12 protein-coding genes are annotated in these 16,654 nt (G+C 52.6%); 3 read left to right on the top strand and 9 right to left on the bottom strand.

Translation table 11 applies throughout. The features are described from left to right. Window positions 1-57: 57 nt before the first annotated feature. The 3 genes from tssA to tssM all read right to left on the bottom strand — a co-directional run bounded on the left by tssA (window position 58) and on the right by tssM (window position 5,609). Window positions 58-1,284: a type VI secretion system protein TssA gene (gene tssA, locus D9N14_RS01155; RefSeq protein ID WP_290575959.1), complete on the bottom strand. Its 1,227-nt coding sequence runs from the start codon at window positions 1,282-1,284 to the stop codon at window positions 58-60. A gap of 114 nt (window positions 1,285-1,398) precedes the next feature. Beyond that, complete coding sequence (tagF, locus tag D9N14_RS01150) at window positions 1,399-2,124, bottom strand: type VI secretion system-associated protein TagF (RefSeq protein ID WP_290575957.1); 726 nt, start codon at window positions 2,122-2,124, stop codon at window positions 1,399-1,401. 11 nt (window positions 2,125-2,135) lie between these two features. Then, window positions 2,136-5,609 carry a type VI secretion system membrane subunit TssM gene (gene tssM / locus D9N14_RS01145; protein WP_290575955.1) on the bottom strand — a complete coding sequence of 1,158 codons (3,474 nt, stop codon included), beginning with the start codon at window positions 5,607-5,609 and terminating at the stop codon, window positions 2,136-2,138. Between tssM and D9N14_RS01140 the strand changes: the two genes are divergently transcribed. Beyond that, window positions 5,608-5,760: a hypothetical protein gene (locus D9N14_RS01140; RefSeq protein WP_290575953.1), complete on the top strand. Its 153-nt coding sequence runs from the start codon at window positions 5,608-5,610 to the stop codon at window positions 5,758-5,760. The genes tssM and D9N14_RS01140 overlap by 2 nt on opposite strands. Before the next feature lie 7 nt (window positions 5,761-5,767). On the opposite strand, the gene icmH is transcribed toward D9N14_RS01140, so the two are convergent. The 4 genes from icmH to tagH all read right to left on the bottom strand — a co-directional run bounded on the left by icmH (window position 5,768) and on the right by tagH (window position 10,469). Next, the gene (icmH, locus tag D9N14_RS01135) at window positions 5,768-6,658 is read right to left on the bottom strand and encodes a type IVB secretion system protein IcmH/DotU (RefSeq protein ID WP_290575951.1); all 891 of its coding nucleotides are present in this window, start codon (window positions 6,656-6,658) and stop codon (window positions 5,768-5,770) included. A 15-nt stretch (window positions 6,659-6,673) separates the two neighbouring features. Then, a complete protein-coding gene (gene tssK / locus D9N14_RS01130) occupies window positions 6,674-8,008 on the bottom strand; it encodes a type VI secretion system baseplate subunit TssK (protein ID WP_290575949.1) in 1,335 nt (444 codons plus the stop codon). A 124-nt stretch (window positions 8,009-8,132) separates the two neighbouring features. Next, window positions 8,133-8,615, bottom strand: a complete 483-nt coding sequence (gene tssJ / locus D9N14_RS01125; protein WP_290575947.1) for a type VI secretion system lipoprotein TssJ — start codon at window positions 8,613-8,615, stop codon at window positions 8,133-8,135. 54 nt (window positions 8,616-8,669) lie between these two features. Beyond that, window positions 8,670-10,469, bottom strand: coding sequence for a type VI secretion system-associated FHA domain protein TagH (gene tagH / locus D9N14_RS01120; RefSeq protein WP_290575945.1), 1,800 nt, complete (start codon window positions 10,467-10,469; stop codon window positions 8,670-8,672). Window positions 10,470-10,990: 521 nt separating this feature from the next. On the opposite strand from tagH, the gene D9N14_RS01115 reads away from it, so the two are divergent. Both D9N14_RS01115 and D9N14_RS01110 read left to right on the top strand, forming a co-directional pair. Beyond that, window positions 10,991-11,914 carry an OmpA family protein gene (locus D9N14_RS01115; protein WP_290575943.1) on the top strand — a complete coding sequence of 308 codons (924 nt, stop codon included), beginning with the start codon at window positions 10,991-10,993 and terminating at the stop codon, window positions 11,912-11,914. A 56-nt stretch (window positions 11,915-11,970) separates the two neighbouring features. Beyond that, the gene (locus tag D9N14_RS01110; protein ID WP_290575941.1) at window positions 11,971-12,564 is read left to right on the top strand and encodes a hypothetical protein; all 594 of its coding nucleotides are present in this window, start codon (window positions 11,971-11,973) and stop codon (window positions 12,562-12,564) included. A gap of 141 nt (window positions 12,565-12,705) precedes the next feature. Here D9N14_RS01110 and D9N14_RS01105 read toward each other — a convergent pair whose 3' ends face one another. Together D9N14_RS01105 and D9N14_RS01100 are read right to left on the bottom strand one after the other, a co-directional pair. Further along, window positions 12,706-13,332 (bottom strand): hypothetical protein, encoded by a 627-nt coding sequence (locus D9N14_RS01105; protein WP_290575939.1) that lies wholly within the window; start codon window positions 13,330-13,332, stop codon window positions 12,706-12,708. Between the two features lie 68 nt (window positions 13,333-13,400). Next, entirely contained in the window at window positions 13,401-16,634 is a 3,234-nt protein-coding gene (locus D9N14_RS01100; RefSeq protein ID WP_290575937.1) for a CHAT domain-containing protein, read from the bottom strand. Between the last annotated feature and the right edge of the window lie 20 nt (window positions 16,635-16,654).

Raw genomic sequence — 16,654 nt, 5'->3', positions numbered from 1 at the left:
CAGTTTCTATAGCATTTCCCTATGTTGTTACTATTTCACGTTTTTCTGCGACGGAGCTTACCAGCCCACACTGCCATCATCATCGCTGCCTGCCGCTGAGCCCGATTGGGTTTCGGTCACGGTGCTGGCGGTGGCATTGTAAGCCGCCACATCCCCACCATCGTCGCTTTCATTCAGCTTAGCACCGGTCAGATGCTGGTAGAAGGCACGGGCCGTGGCGTCCGGCACCAACTCCAGAATCAATTCGTTCATGGGCATACGGCCCCAGCGCACCAGGCGCTCAATGCCGGTGACCAGGGGGGTATGGGGCTCGGTACGCCGGAAAAACTGGGCCACTTCCTCCAACCGGCGCAGGGCGTCCTCCCGGTTGGCAATGGGCCCGGCGGCGCCGGCACTGGCCGCCCCCGCGGTTGGGGCCAGCGCAGTGCCGGCGTCCGCTGCCTGTTCTGTCACGCTCTGCTCCTCCGGCGCTGCCGCCGCCAGCTTGTCTTTGGCCAGGAATCGTACCGCCCGCAGGATCTCTTCCAGGGTTTCCAGAATCAGGGAAAACGGGGGCGCTTCGTGTTTGCAATGCTGCCGCAGGGTATCGTTCATGGCTTTGAAATCGGCGATGCCCTGCTCCAGATCCTCCACCAGGTTTACATAGAAATCCGGTGCGGCTTCGGCCACCGCGGTTTCGATGGAAGCCAGGGTAAAACCCAGGGTATCCTCTTTTTCCTTGCGCTTGTCGGCGTCGGCGATTTTGGCCGCATCCCGGGCCTGCTGGTACTGCCAGTAGCTGAACGCGCCGGTGGAGCTTTCGGTGGTGATCAGGGCATTGCGGATGGGGGCCAGCAGGGTGCCTTCGCCGCTGTCTCCATTGAGGCCCGCCAGGGGCGCCACCTTGGTTTCGATGCCGTCTTCATCGGGCTCCGGGTACAGGCCGTCCCAGTATTGTTCCACCAGCCGTTTGCTCAGGGCAAAGCCGTCCCGCAGGCCGGGGAAATCGTGAAAGCGAATCAGGGCTTCGGTCAGCCAGCAGGCCACTTCCAGGTCTTTACTGTGTTCTTTGAGGATGGTGGGCGCCAGATCCAGAATCGGGCGCCAGGCGTTCAACACATTGGCCGCTTCATCGGGATCGAACAAGCTGGCCCGTTCTGCGGCCCGTGCCGTGTTGCGGGCATCCTTTACCTGATAATAGAGGGGGTTGGCAGACGCATCCTCACGAATATCGACGCCCTGGGGCGTGTCCTCGGATAGGGGTTGCAGCAGTTCGTCGATGTCGATGATGTGTGGGGAAGCCATTACTGGTCCTTCTAACGCTGTATTGTAGGTTGTTGTTCGCGTACCGACCCGTTTCTGTCCTATCCATTCTAGCCAAAATCCCTGTATCTGGGGATGTACGCGCCTATTTTGCTGTTATTCCACCCGATTCCACCCATATTCCGGCCATTGTCCGGTCAGCATGGACACATAGCCCACCGGGTCCGGCAGAAATTCACTGGTGAGCATGCTGTCCGCTGCCTGCTCATTGCCGACGCTGAACCATAGGCTGTAGCTGGCGTAGTGCTGGCGCAGTAAAGCCTCACTCTGGGTCAGGCTTTGTGTCAGTGACACGTCACTTTGCTCCGGTTTCACGTCACCGGCCTGCAGCAGTGTCACATTGGTTCCCAGGCTGCGGCTTTGGGCCGGCTTCACCTTCCAGGGCCGGAACACCGGGTCCGGCAGTTGATCCAGTACATCCACCACCGCTTCCACGGTGGGGGATTCCTGCAAACAGGCCAGTCCGATCTCCTGCAGGCGCTGAAACCATTCTGCGTTGTGGTACAGGGCATGGCTCATGTTCACCCCGCTGCTGACCGGCATGGCGATGGTGAGGGGGAAATAGCGCCCCACCCGATCCACACTGGGCAGCATCACGCCGATCCAGCCATGGCCATCCACACAGCCGGAGGACAGGGCAAAGCGCCACACCGGTGAGGTAAGGTAGCTGTCCAGCCAGTGATCCCCCAGCATCTGGCGGCTGCCGGCCATGGCCCGCTGCAGCCACTGATCCCACACCTCCACAAAACTGCGGGGCAGGTAACGCTCGATAAAATCCCCGTAGCCCGGTAATTTGCCGAAAAATCCCATGTCCGTCGCCATGGCGTTCTCCCTTACAGACCCTGCGGGCAGCGATAGTTGCGCAACAGTGACAGGTTCAGACCGCTGATCCGGCTGGCGGCGGTCAGTTGGTATTTGGCGTTGCGCCCGTTCTTGTTGAACGTGGCCTGATAGGTGGTATTCCCCACTTTACGAATGGCGGCATCGTCCAGCAGTCGATACCAGGCCCAGGCACCGGTGTAGGTTTCCCGGTGCAGGGTCTGGTTCAGATCCTCAAACAGGATGCGGATATTGGTGTCCCGACCACTGCGCCAACTGGCGTTCTTGTTGAGTTTGGGGCCGTGGGTGTAGGCAAAGCGCTGATCGCCCAACTGCAGTTCGAATTTGCCCACCGCGGTATCGAGCCCCATGGGCTTGAGGCTGAAATCGTAGCCCGGTGTATCGCCGGCCCGATAGAGCGCCTGGCGCAGGGTATCCGCGCCGCGCAGTTGACCCAGGCTGGCTTCGCTGAAAGCCACCGACTGACCCTCCAGGGCCTTGGGCAGCCAATTACGATCCAGGAAGGGCTTCACGTTTTCCTGCACGAAGGTGGCTTCCACGCCGCCGGGGGCCAGGAACTGACTGAAATCGTCCACCGTCGCCTCGGCGCTGACTTTACGCAGGGGATAGCGGCTGCCCAGGGTGCGCTCATAAACACTGTACACCTGCTGGTTCCAGGCGCGGTCCAGGTGGGCTTTGGTGCCCTGCAGAATCACGCCCCAGCTGTGATCCGCCAGTTCGTTGAGCCAGGTACTGACCGGCTTGGGGGTATTGGTGGCCAGAATCCGCAGCTTGCGAATGGCATCGGCGCTGTTGGTGGTGTAGCGGGCCTTGGCCGCCTGAAACGCTGCTTCATTGGGATCCGGCGACACCGCCATATTATTGAGATAGCTGTGCAGTTCCTTGATGCCCCCCAGCACGTCGTTGATGGGGGCCGGCTGCTGTTCGGTCTGGGTGGTCAACTGGTTGATATCCCGGAACGCCACATCCACTGCGGTGGGCTTCACCACCTTGCCGATGATGGCTTCCGCGGCACCGGCGGCTGCGGCGGAGGTGCCCGGCAACAAGGCGGGCTGGGGCCAACCCGGAGTCAGTGCCGTGTTTTCTTTGGTAACCCGCAGTATGGCCACCACCGGAGAAAACGCCGGGTCTGCCATCTGCTTCAACGTCGCGGTGGCAGTGGTGAGATCGGTAAAGCGCGCCACATGCAATTCACCCAGCAAGGCACTCCACTGACTGGTGTAGTCGTTGAGGTACAGGGACTTCAGTTCCTCGCCCAGTTTTTCCATGTCCGCTTCGGTGAAGTCATCCACGTCCTGGCTGCCAAAGATCCAGCGGTCCCGCTCCAATTGCCGCAGCAAAGGGGATTTGACGCTGAAGTCCAGGGATTTGAAACCGGGTTTGCTGTACAAGGCCGGCATCTGCAGTTGTCCACTGGGCTGGGCGTAGCCGAATATCGCAGCGGAGTTGCCACCGATCTGGGAATACAGATCCAAGCTTTCCCGTCCCAGGTTACCGGATTTCATCTGACTGTAGAGCCGTTGCGCCGCCGGGATCTGCTTGAGCTTGAAGCGGGTGCCCTCCACCACGGAGTCGTTCAGTGCCACTGTGCCGAAGCCCTGTTTCAGTAATACCTTCAAATGCTCGTTCAGTTCGGCCTGCTTGGCCGCTTCCCCCGGCAAACGCTGCTGCCATTGATCACTGGCCCAGTTGCGCAACACCTTGGCATCAAAATGTTCCTGATCCACCAGCATCAGATAGGCGCGGAAAGTATCAATCAGATCCGGGTTGGTGGCGTTCATACTTTGCAGGCGCTGTTCCAGAAAGAACTGGAAGCGGGGCAGGAAATCCTTGCGCAACGCATTCAGGTACAGGGCATCCGCCGCTTCATCCACCGAGTTGTCATACAGGCCCACACTGCTGAGCCAGGGATGGTCCTCCTGGTTATAAACCCGGGAGGCTTCGTACAGGGGTTGCAGAATCGGCAGGGTGTTCACCGGGTCCTGATCAAATTGCCCCAGCCGGCTTTGTTCCGCCTGGTATTGCGCAATGTATTGATTGACCTGGTTCATGTAGTCGTTGTTGCGGCTTAAGGTCACCGACCAGACCCCGATCAAGGCCACAAACACCAACGCCAGGGCGGCAAAATAGCCGCGCCGCAACCACAGCAAACTGTTTTCCAGTTTTTTGTTGCTGCCCACCAACTCTTCTTCCGGGAACACCACATCCTTGAACAGGCGATTAATGAAGAAACTTTTGCCGCTGCCGGCCTGGTTGCGTAACGCATCCCGGCTCAAGCCGAAGTTGGACGACACCGCCGACATCATGCGGTCGATGGGCGTGCCTTCCTGGGTGCCACTGCAGAAATAGACGCCGCGCAGCAACGGCTGCTCACTGTAACGGTTGGCGGCAAAGGCTTCGCTCATGAATTCCACCAGCAGCGGCTTCAGGTTTTCCATCTGCTGCGGAAACGCCTGGATCAACGCCCGCTTGGCCGGGTCGCGTTCGTTGTGCACTCGCCACAGCACGCGATCATTGAGGCGCCCGATCAACAAATCCAGTTCACTGGGCAGGTTATTCAATTGTTGATTGGAATCGATATTGAACGTGGTGCCCCAGATCTGTTGCCGTTCCGGCTGGGTCAGGTTGGCAAAAAATTCGGTAAAGCCGGCCACCAGATCGCATTTGGTGAGCATGACGTAGATGGGGAATTTCACGCCGAAACTTTTCTGCAGCTCATCGATGCGTTCCCGGATCAGCTTGGCGTTGTAACTGCGCTGGGCCGGTTGCTGGGTTAACAGGTCCTGCACGCTGATGGCGATCAGGGCGCCGTTGATGGGGCGCCGCGGCCGGTGTTTTTTCAGCAGGGCAAGAAAACCCTGCCAGGCGGAACTGTCGACGGTTTTGTGGCTGTCCTGGGTGGTGTAACGGCCAGCGGTATCGATCATCACCGCTTCGTTGGTGAACCACCAATCGCAGTTGCGGGTGCCACCAATGCCACCCAACGCATTCTTGCCGTGGGTCTCTGCCAGGGGGAATTCCAGGCCGGAGTTCACCAGTGCGGTGGTTTTACCGGAACCCGGCGGCCCGATGATGATGTACCAGGGCAATTGATAGAGTGCGACCTTGCCTTTACCGGTATCAAACTTGGCCCGCTTCAGAATGGCCATGCCCTCGCTGAAACGCTGATTGAGGGCAGAGACTTCCTCGCCGGCCCGCAGCGCATCCTGGTCCACCTGATCCGCTTCGATTTCCTTGAGCATGCTGTTGTTTTTGCGGTGGGACAACCACATGGCCAGTAATTGGGCCAGCAGCCAGATCAGCAAGACACCGAGCATCAGAATCAGGCGCACGGTGGTGGACAGTGTCGCGTTGTCCTCGCCGAATTTCACAAAGTCGGCGCCGAACCAGATCACCAGCGAGAGGGCGATGACACCCAATAATCCCAGGAATATTTTATTGGTCAGTATGCTTATTATGCGTTTCATGAACGATTCCGTTGACAAGGACCAGTTCCGCCCGCGGGAAGGTGCAGTGCTGCAGGCACGCTACAAGCACATCCCTGTGCGCTCGGCGGCGGCCGTCCATGGCCACCGACGTCCTGCAACACTGCACCTTCCCACGGGCTCCCCACTCTGATCCGACGCTATGGGGTTCTATTCGGCTTAAAAATTTCCGTACTCAACGTTTCCAACTGCGTTGCCGTGGGTTCCGTGGCCTGGAAAATCCAGATCCGGAAACCACTGTACACAATCAAGATGAATGCCAACACCACGGCCGTCACCACCCACAGGGGAATGAACTCCATCAGGCTGCGCTTGGAGCGCACGGTGGTGGCCGCGTGGGCGGACAAGTCCGGTGCAAACTCGCCACGCAGTTTCTCGATGGTGTTATAAAGATTATCCCGCAAGGTTTCCAACTGATCCCGGCCGCGGGGATCGATGCGGAACTTGCCTTCAAAGCCCAGGCTTAACAACAAATAATCCAATTCGATGATGTCCAGGTTGGTACTGGGGGCTTCCATCATCTTGGCCAGGATGGCAAAAAACTTTTCACCACCGGACGCTTCCTTGTGGAACAGACTGAGCAGAGAGCGCTGCGCCCATCCGGCCTGGGCACCCCAAGGGGTGTTCATCACCGCCTCATCCAGCGCAGCGCAAATCTGGTAACGGGCCGCCAACGCGATTTCCGGGCGCGTATTCTGGCTTTTCATCTTGCTGTCGAACAGTTTGATCTCATCCACCAGGTTGCGATGCAAGCCCGCCACATCACTGTGCTGGGCCGTATTGCGCAATTTATTCGCCACCGCCAACAAGGTTGAGGCAGCGCTGATCACCGGGTTCAAGCCCCGCTCCACCTGCATCAGTTCCGCCGCCACCATGGCCGGCGCCGGTGCCGCCTGAGAAGGAGACGCTGCCGGCACCGGGGCGCTGCGCTGGGCACCGGGTTTGGGAATAAACACGGTGCTTTCCATGCTGTCCTGGGACGGCTGGCGCTGGCCGGGGGTGAAGATGGTTTTATCGTCGTCGTTGCTCATCTCTGTATCCCGCTATTAATCCCGAATGGTCCACAGTTCCATGGTAAGGCCGGGGAAATTACCGCCCAGATGAATGGCAAACCCGCCGGAGCTCTGCATCATCTTCCACAGCTCACTGGAACGATCCAATTCAAAATAGGTGAAGCCGGCATGGTAGGGAATCTGGCGGGGCGCCACCGGCAGTGCCTGCAATCCGATCCCGGGCAACTGGGCACTGATGAACTCGCGAATGCGTTCCACCGGCGCAATTTTTACCTGGGCCGGAAAACCGGTGCGCAACTGATTGCCGGGCACGTCCGCCTTCACCGCCAACACAATGGTGGCCTTGCCGATGATGGAATGATCCGCAATCGGCGCCACGTGAATACCGTATTTGCGCTCGGTCAGCTCCAGGGATACTGCGGTCTGTTCCAGTACCGTACTCAGGCACTGGCGCAAACTGGTGAGCACCGCATCAAAGATCAATTGGAGTTCTTCATGCTGGTAACGGGGGAACTCCGGTGGCCGTTTGCTGCGGGTGGTGAAGGTGGCCAGCTCCCCCGCCATCTGCAACAGCTCAGTGTAGCAGGCCAGGGGATGCAGCTGATTGATGCTGCTGATGTGGGCGATCAGGGGTTCCATGCGGTTCAGAGCCTGCAGTAGCAGGTAATCCGCGATTTCAGCTGAACCGGCCCGGCCGCTGTCCGCCAGGCGCCCGCTCAAGGCCTCCGCCCGGTGGTGAATCAAACCGTGCACTTCGGTAAGGTGGCTGCTGATCACCTGGGATTTCAGGCAATCCACCATGGGCGGAATGTAACTGGTGTCCAGCACCACAGCCTTGTCGGCAATGTATTCCTGAATGCGGGCAATGCCGATTTTGGCGTAGCCGCTGAGATCCTCAGATCCCAGTTTCAACATGGCATTCAACTGCCCCACCTCAATGTCAGTGGGCTCACCCTGTTCCCCCACATTGTTGCGCACTTCAATTTCCGAACTGTTGTGGCGGGCCAGCGTGTTCTGAGCATGTTCCTGGGCAATTTCCATGGCACCGGGCCGCCGCAGGGGCAAACACAGATAGACCATTTCATTGTTGGTGTTTTCCGGTACATTCAGCACCGGTGGCAGTTCATCGTTATCGGGAAAACTGAACGGGCTGCCATCAGGAAATACACCGCGGGCGTGGCTTACGCCCACTTTGCCCAGCTTTAACAGTTCGGTGTCCAGGGCGATGTCCAGCAAGCCCCACAGGTAGCCCCCGATGGCTTCACAGCGGCCATCGATGTAACGTTCAAAATAGCGGTCCTGTTGCTGGAAATGCTGCGGGCGCAGGAACAGCCCTTCAGACCAGACCACTTTATTACTGATTGTCATTGTGGGCTCCCAATTAAAATCTCAGCGCAGCGAGACGCGCTCGCCAGAGGCTGCAAAACGCAATGGCGCCTGCATCCCATATTACCGAAGCTCATTCCACACGGTGGCGTAATAAGCATGGCTATCAGTCTTCAATATTCACTTTTAGTTTTTCCAGACTGATTCGGGCTTTGTTGGTGGCGTGGGGTTCGATGGCGATCACCGCCTTGGCCTGGGCGTCTTCATACTGAATGTACTCCCCCAGGATGCCGATGAACTTCACTTCCGGGGACAGGTTGAAGGTTTCCTCCCGGGATTCACCAGGCGCCAGCTCTTTCAGGCGGGTGATTTCGATGAGGTCATTGCCCAGACGGCCCTGGGGATCTTCAAACAGATTGAGAAAATCCTCCTGCTTGAACTGACGCGCATCGCGCAGGGTGATCACCTGCACCACCAGGGGCGCTGCGTGACCATTATTGTTGGGGTTCACATCCTTACTGGCCACCAGCTTGAACTGCGCGGTGGTTTCCAGGTTCAGCACCTTGCGGGTGGTGCCGCAGGCGGAGAGGGATACAACCAGAAGAATGGACAGGGTGATTTGCACAAAGTGGCGAAGCGGCATCGTCATGTTAGCAGTCTTAATGATTGGTTAAGGTGAATGGTGGCAAGCGTCAACAAGTCCTCAGCGCTCCCGCTTACTGGATTTGATGTCATCCACTTGCGTTTCGTACGCACTTGCAAACTCCTCGCCAAACAGGCGATTGAAGCTGGTTTCCGGATCTTGTTGAAGTTTATCAAAGTATTCCGCATAGGCATCCCACAGGCGGGCTTTTTTACTGCCCAACAGGCCTTTTGAGGCGCCTTCCCCAAATCGGGTCTCCAGCGCCTCTGGTGAAAATTTAGCCAGCATTTTCTCGTAAGCGCTGCGCATACCCGCCAGCAGGGCCATCTGGTGATTGGCCACATCATTGAATGCTTCCGCGACGGCCTTGCTGCCGGACATATAAGCCCCGGAATGTTCGCCAAACAGATAGCGCAGGGCATCCCGCTCGGTGAGGGCGAATTTCAGGGGGTTGTTCTCCACCGGCTGGATCATGGTGCGATCCAGGCGCAGCTCATTCTTGATACTGCTGCGGGCCCGCAACAGTTCCAATAAATGATTGATGGTGACCTTGAGGACTTCCACCACTTCCGGGGTCAGCGCGTCCAGTTGGTTCTGGTCCAGATTCCCCAGCTCCAGCAGTTGCGCCAGTTGTGCGGCTAAATCAGCACCCGCGCCGGCTGCAGCCTGTGTCATCTGCGGTGCAGGCTTGGGTGCGGCTGACTTGGGGGATTCCGGGTAAGAAGCAGGCTCGGATTGCAGCGCGGGCTCCACCGGCGCCGGGGTGGACTCCGGCTCAAATCTCGCCGGAGGTGGCTCCGTCAATTCCGGTGTAATCGGCATTGGCACTTCAGAGGCCGGTATATCGAGAGACGCCTCGTCAAGCGGGGGCAGACCCACCGATAGGGTATCTGGAAGTGGCATGTCAGAAGTGGGTACGTCAGCCGGAGCTGGCATGTCATCCGCAGGGGCACTGTCCAGGCCCAATAATGCATCCAGATCATCCGCATCCGCCACCGCCGGCTCGTCCGCTACCGGGAGCGCCGGCGTCGGTGCCGCCACAGGTTCCGGTACCGGCGTAGGCTCCGCGCTGAAGTCCGGGGCAACGGCCGGCTTGGGGGCGTTGAAAGCCTGGTTCATCGGGTCCACATTGTCCTTCTGGCTCCCCTTCCACCAGTCAGGATCATCTTCGTCGGCAGCCGGCACGTCATCCAGAAACGAGCCACCAAAGGGCTCTTCGGCACGACGGGCCTGGTCGATGGCCGCCAACGGATCGTTCTCTTCATCAAAATTGGAGTCCGCCTGCACCACGTTGGAGGCACCCCAGTTGGGTGTGGACGGAGCGGCGGCGGCCTGGGGTTCCAGCCAGCGGTCCAGGTCATCCAGCCCTGACGACCCAGCGGCTGACGGCTTGGAAGCCTGCGGCGTAGAGGGTGAAGAGGAGGATGAAGAGGAAGGCGGCTTGGCAGATGACGCTGGTGTCGGTGGTGGTGTTACCCCGAGATCATCCAGAAAGCTGTCACCACTGGGGGCCGCAGGTGACACCGGGGCCGATGCCTGCACGTGCTTCACGGTAAACAAGTACTTACCCATGGCAATGCTGTCGCCGTCCTTCAACGACACCGTGTTGCTGGGCCCCAGGGGCGTGGGGTTGTCGTTCACAAAGGTGCCATTGGTGCTGTGATCGGTGAGCACAAAGGCACCCAGCTCATGGGCAATGCTGGCGTGCTTGGAGGATACGATGCGCTCGTTGTCCGGCAGCACACACTGATTGGTGGCGCCCCGCCCAAGTGAGGCACCGGTCACACCGATATCCAAGTGCTGTCCCGCCAGGGGACTGCCCGCAGGGGCGCTGGTAACAGTCAATCGCAAAGTCGTCATAGGCATTCTGCAGTTATTACAACCATTTATTCAGTATATAGCAGGCTCAGCGGAGAGCAGGGTCGAGAGGTCCACAATGTGTGCCAACATAACGGAATTGGTATTTTTTTACCATGTTTACCGGTCTAAGTGTTTCTTTAACCACCAGTACCATAGAAAAGAAGGATTGATCGAGGCCGCTATGAACGTGAACCAAACCTGTATGAATAATAACCCCATGAAATACTGTATGGAGTGACAATCTATGCACTTATTAGCTATTTCAGGATCACCAAGCAGAACTCTCTGGCAACCTGGCCCGTCAATTGCTTTTACATATTAGCGACCCGCGTGTGAAATCTAGCGCGACCTGTAATGAATAAACTTTAACCAAAATGGCGTGTAACCTGGGTTATCCGCAGGGCCGTTAGCAAAGTCAGCAAAAGTATTTAATGCCTTTGAAGCTTGTGGCGCTCAAAGTGCTTACAGAAAATCGTATTAACCCATACATGATATGTTTGACCCGGAAAGGATTCATGCGCATGCAAAAATCTAAGTATCTTCTTTTTTTAGTGGGCTTAAGTATCGCTACAACCGGCAATGCAAGCACCAATGATTGCCCAACTGATCTAATTAAGAACAATGACAAAGTTCGAATTGATGAAATAGATAACTACTCTGCATTAGCAGAGAAATGCCAGGATTATTACTCCTATAGCAATCTTGGATTAATTTATTCACACCAAGGTAGAGGGCTACCTGACGAAGAAGGCCAGGATAACTACGACAAAGCTCTGGATGCATTTGATAAAGCACAGTCAATAGCAACAAGGAACGAAGACCAATCTGTCGCTCTTGAACACTATGCGGATGTTCTACTGGAGAAGGGCTATAAGATAGAGGCTCTATCGATCTTGAAAAAAGCATTGAAGCTTCACCCAAACCCTCCCTACATTCTTAACGAAAAAACAGCAACACTGGATAAGGAGTTGAGAGACAGTGCCACAAGCAAAGACTTTATATTAAGGAGCAGTGGATTATCCACATTCAGCTCTAATATAAAGCTACTAACAATCAGGCCCGCCGAAGCAGCCGCATCCCCCAAAACAATTGACTTGCCAGAGTCCTCTGTGGATATCAGCATACATTTTGAGTTTGATAGCGCAAAGATTGATCCAGATTCCCAAGCAGCTTTGCTCACACTGGCAAACACGCTGGCTGATCCCAAATTCAGAAACAAAAAATTCATTCTTGTAGGCCACACCGATAGCAGGGGCGAAGGTGAATACAATCTGAATCTATCAAAACGCAGAGCACAGCAAGTATATCGTGAATTGGAACGGATCAATCCGGAACTAGCAAATAAGATGCAGATTAAAGGAGCCGGCGAGGATGAGTTGCTTTACAGCGGAGATACTGAACTTATGCATTGGTTGAACAGAAGGCTTGAGGTTGTGATTAAGTAGTTATTTTGGTTGATGGTAGAAATATCAATCCAAGCAAATATGGAGGATAAAATGAAATGAGCACGCTGCCCCCACTACCAAGATGGGAAGCTGAAGGCTTCGCACGTAAACCACAAACTTATGTTTCTGTAGGAACTGAAATCATTTTTAGATGTTACTCAACCAATCCAGGCAGAGAAGTAATGTCACACGATGCAGCAGCAAAATGGAATGAAGGTAGTCAACTGTGGGGAAACTGCTTTTTTGTGCCATTGATCTGCCCTGAAGGAAAAATCTACAATGATGCAACCTACACAAAATACAAGAAAAAATGGACATGGGAATACTTGGAGTCACAACTAAATGCATGGTTCTGGGGAAACGACTATGAAAGAGTATCTGCGTGGAAAATAAATTCTGGTGTAAAATATAGAATTGGTCTGGTCGGTCAATCGACAATGGCCAACTCAACCGCGAAGATAGCAAACAAAGATGGTAGTTTTAGCGCAACCAGTATTCAACAACGACATTTGCCATGGCCAAATCTGGTTCCAGAGTTAAAGCAAGTAGTCTTGGATGTAAATGGGACTCCGACTGCGAAAGAAATCACTAAAATTGATAGCATGGATTGGAAAGTAGTAAAACTCACCTATGCATCAGGAAACAGTTGATTTCCCAATAAACACTTATTGCATTTTGGTACTACACTAGCTCTTAGATTGTTCGTTCTTAGTCGCCATATGGATTTCTATGTACACACAATAATGACGAGGAAGAACTACTGCCAATATGGCAAAATCTCTGCAGCCTATTTAGGCATTTAAATAGATCTGTGAACTGGGCTGAGATATATCAAGAGAAATCACAGAAATGTCATTTCTAAGGGCACTTTTTATATCAGATAGATCCGATTTTGTTACATTTCCCTTTCGTATTATTATATTGATCTTCTCTTCGTAAGATACCAGCGGGGCACATTTACCATACGTGTCTATAGCTGAGACAGAAAATTTATAAACTGCATTTATAACAATCACACTGGCAGCAGTTGTTCCAATAACAGGGACTGCAGCTACCGCACCCACTTTCGCAACATCTTTACCGGATTCAATCCCCTCGAAAACAAGCAAAACAACAGCACTGATGCATTCCAGTTGTTTTATCGACATTAAAGATCCGGCTAAACCAACTTTATGAGCGATCAGTTTCGCAAGGTACTCCGCCTGCTCATTCAACGACATGCTCTGATTGAAAGAAAGTTGAACTACTTCTATTGCCAACCTAAGAAGTTCCTTAAATGCTGCTTTACTAGCATGGTCATAATTTGTTTTATCAATTAAATCTTCAATGATACTTTGAACATATCCAAGTGCCATTTTAAACGCTGGCTGCCCTACTGTTGAAATAAGGGCCTTATAGTCGGTTGACAAGCTTTTCATAGTATACACCTCGTCCTAAATGAATGGACTTCGTTATCATTAATCGACAAATTGCTTGGTAACTATTTTTAAATGCCATCGCCCACAATCACAAACGGCGCCCAAAAAGCCGGATGCGAAAAATGGTCTTCTTCATAAAAAAGTTTCAACATAGATTTGCGAAGTGATTCCGCTTTCGAGTACCCACCTTTCTTTCTGTCATCTGTCCTTAGTGTGTGTGTGGATAAATAAACGGAAGCTTCCGAATCAATTGCCCAGTGACTCACCATCATTGACCTGGACCCCGCATGAAAAAACGCCTTCGCTAAACCAGATAGCCCTTCTGCGCCCGGATTTCCTGAAGAACTAGCGGTATTACACGCAGATAAAATCACCCAATCTGCATCCAACTTTAGCCTAGCAATTTCACTTGCAGTGAGCAGACCGTCATCTAGATCTGTAGCTTCAACCGGGGGGGTCATCACAAGAGACGGTTCCACCAGACCGGGAAGCTCTCCAGCTAATAATCCATGGGTTGCGAAAGCAAGGACTCTATATTGATCAAGGTCCATCTGCTTAAGCTTGGTTTCGGTAGCGTCTGTGGAAAGATAGACATTGCTTTCACTTGCTCCAGAACTTTTGGCCAGAGATATCAGCTCTGATTTGGTTTCTGGTAACCGCGTAAATAGTGATCTGATAGCTTTTGAGCGTTTTGAACTGGATAAGTCACGTGTGAGTTCGGTTGTACTCTTTTCGACTTTCTTAACGTCGCCCAATAACGGATCACCAAAGCCTATAAAAGGTTGGCTGGCTTTAGATGATTTAGATACTGATCGTAGATACTTTAAACTACCAATAGATGGCAAAACGGAAGTCGCCAGATTCAAACCCAGGAAGTCTATATTCCTATGATCACGGATATTAACGATGGGTTTAGCGGGCGGTTTCATTACCAATACAGAGAATGGGAGGTTTTGCATTGCCTCATCTGGAACCACAATAAGATGTTTAGTTTGAACTATCTCTTCAGCAAATGGCTCCAATAGTTTCTGATAAAGAAAATGCGAGGATTCCACATCAAATGCAGGCAGACTTTGCACACTGCCACTGACTCTACCTAAATCCAGCGTCTGTCTTATGTTCCGCACCAATGCTTCAAGCTGTTTTGATGTAAGTGTCGAGCGCTTTATACTGAACGTGTTGTTGGTGACAAAAAGTAGATATGTCCCTTTGCCGTGCGTAACATGGGAAAATAATGCTTCGCCATCCTTTAGCAGTGGCTGTATAGAATCCAGTTCTACAGCATCGGGCCGTACCAACTGTTTAAAATCGGGAAAATCAGACTGGATCTGTTCGTCGATAGTCTGGATCTCAAATTCTACTTTACGGAGTAAATCAACTGACATTGCGGAACTGGTTTCTGTTGGATGAAGGCCTACTGCGCTAGATACGATCTGTGACTCTGATTGCAATGATAAATTGAATAGCTCTTCGCGCTTTAATAGCAGCTTTGCCAGCATATCGTCACCAGAAGCAAAACTAGCCGCCATCTTGGCAACTGATGCTGCCGTAGATGTCATTTGGGGGTATTGAAAAGCTACAAACAGCTTATTGTCTTGTACTTTACTTTTATTGGCACAACATTCGTCAATTCCAAAGAGCAAGTATTGGAAAAAATGATGCTTGAGTTCACCCTGCTCAAACAGAGCTTTTCGATATAACGAATACTGCGAGAATTCAATGCGCTTTTGGAGAAGCGCCAAATATTCGTCCGCAATTACTCTGGCACGTACATAATCGCCCGATTTATATTCAACATCCGCTTTTACGGAAAGTGCCTGAATAAGACCATATGGCGTTTCTGCTTCATTCTGTTTCAATATTGTTATTGCGCGATTGATGTAGTCATTAGCCTTTTCAAAATCATTCTCGATAATTGCTATTTGAGACAATTTGATTAAACCAGGCGCCAAATCAATGGAATGTCTTCCTGCTGCCTTTTCCATTTCAGCAATTGCATTTTTGAAACTCTCCCCTGATGGTTCATATTTCTTTCTGGCGAACAGCACAAACCCCATTGCTGAATAGGCATAGCCAAGCTGAATACCTACATCAGGTTGAGACTTGAAATATGAGAGAGCACTGGAGGCCATCTGCTCCGCTTCACTCACCCTATTCTTCTTGGTTAATGCTAGGCTGTATTCCAGTTGCGTCGCAGCAAGCCTGGATTCCGTCGCTTTGCCAGGCTCAGAAAAAATATCGATCACCCGCTCATAATATTCGAACGACTCCTGATATTGCCCCAAATTGCTCTTTATAATGGCTAATGCGTGCAGAATTAGTGCAGTACTTACGTGCCCTGTTCCTACCCTCTTTCTAGTGGCGGACAGTGACTGAATTAACAGCGATTCTGCTTCAATCAATTTTCCTTGGAGAAGATTAACCTTCGCCAGTTGATAAAGAATTTGTGGATAAAATTCGGTACCTGAGTCAGTACTGCCTAGGAGATTCTTGAGCTTATCTGCTGCGGTGGGTAAGTTCGATTGATTAATTAGCAGGAGGGATTCTGTGAAACTCAAATCATCTATTTCCGATCGGCTTAACCCCTTAAATCGTTGAGCAAATATGTTCGCATCATTTATCAGGCTTTCAGCTGTTTTGGTTTTTTCTGCGTATAGATTAAGCCTTGCCAACCTGAGTGTTAGAGAATATGCCTCTCGCAAATCTGATTTACCTTGCTCCTTTATAGAGGATTGTAGATATTCTATCGCTTTTTCATATTCACCTTTGTCAGCATAGATTTGGGCCAGTGTGCTGTTTAGTACCAGAATCTGTTGCTTATTAACTTGTTGACTATTGAAGTATCTGAGCGCATCAGTTGCCGCCTTTTCAGCGTCCTTTAGCTTCCCTGACGCCAATAAAATTACGGACCGATCTGAGAGAATATAGGCTTTTTGTTGAGTTACATCTGCCGCTCCACTGCTTATGGTATCCAGTTCTAATAAAGCCAGGGCTGAATACTTGAGCGCCTCAGATAATTCTCGACTCTGGTAGTGAAATTTAGACAGATCATTAAGCACATATGCAATTACTGAATTATTAGGGTATTCAGCCTTGCGCATCTTTGCCAAGGCTGAGGAACTGTGCTCAATTGCCAAATCATATTTGCCTTGCTGAGCAAATACCCGAGCTTTTTTAGCCTCTTCGAGCCCGGGCAACGAATCTGCTAAGGCAGACCATGCCAATATCCAGTGCCCGAAAATAAGGCCAATCATCAAATGAGCTGTGGGTCGAAAGGCCTGGATTTTCGCTGGTATGAGCATGGTCCTAATCAACCAAAGTT

Origin of the sequence: Ketobacter sp., from assembly GCF_003671495.1 — a bacterium.
Taxonomy (GTDB): Bacteria; Pseudomonadota; Gammaproteobacteria; order Pseudomonadales; family Ketobacteraceae; genus Ketobacter.
Note: the sequence above shows the minus strand (reverse complement) of the source record. Positions and strands in the feature narration are given on the sequence as shown.

Bases quoted from the DNA above. Each gene is read 5' to 3' on its own strand.
- D9N14_RS01140 (WP_290575953.1), top strand. From the start codon at position 5,608: ATGAACGATTCCGTTGACAAGGACCAGTTCCGCCCGCGGGAAGGTGCA.
- tssK (WP_290575949.1), bottom strand. From the start codon at position 8,008: ATGACAATCAGTAATAAAGTGGTCTGGTCTGAAGGGCTGTTCCTGCGC.
- D9N14_RS01115 (WP_290575943.1), top strand. From the start codon at position 10,991: ATGCAAAAATCTAAGTATCTTCTTTTTTTAGTGGGCTTAAGTATCGCT.
- D9N14_RS01105 (WP_290575939.1), bottom strand. From the start codon at position 13,332: ATGAAAAGCTTGTCAACCGACTATAAGGCCCTTATTTCAACAGTAGGG.
- tagH (WP_290575945.1), bottom strand. From the start codon at position 10,469: ATGACGACTTTGCGATTGACTGTTACCAGCGCCCCTGCGGGCAGTCCC.
- D9N14_RS01100 (WP_290575937.1), bottom strand. From the start codon at position 16,634: ATGCTCATACCAGCGAAAATCCAGGCCTTTCGACCCACAGCTCATTTG.
- icmH (WP_290575951.1), bottom strand. From the start codon at position 6,658: ATGAGCAACGACGACGATAAAACCATCTTCACCCCCGGCCAGCGCCAG.
- D9N14_RS01110 (WP_290575941.1), top strand. From the start codon at position 11,971: ATGAGCACGCTGCCCCCACTACCAAGATGGGAAGCTGAAGGCTTCGCA.
- tssJ (WP_290575947.1), bottom strand. From the start codon at position 8,615: ATGACGATGCCGCTTCGCCACTTTGTGCAAATCACCCTGTCCATTCTT.
- tssM (WP_290575955.1), bottom strand. From the start codon at position 5,609: ATGAAACGCATAATAAGCATACTGACCAATAAAATATTCCTGGGATTA.
- tagF (WP_290575957.1), bottom strand. From the start codon at position 2,124: ATGGCGACGGACATGGGATTTTTCGGCAAATTACCGGGCTACGGGGAT.
- tssA (WP_290575959.1), bottom strand. From the start codon at position 1,284: ATGGCTTCCCCACACATCATCGACATCGACGAACTGCTGCAACCCCTA.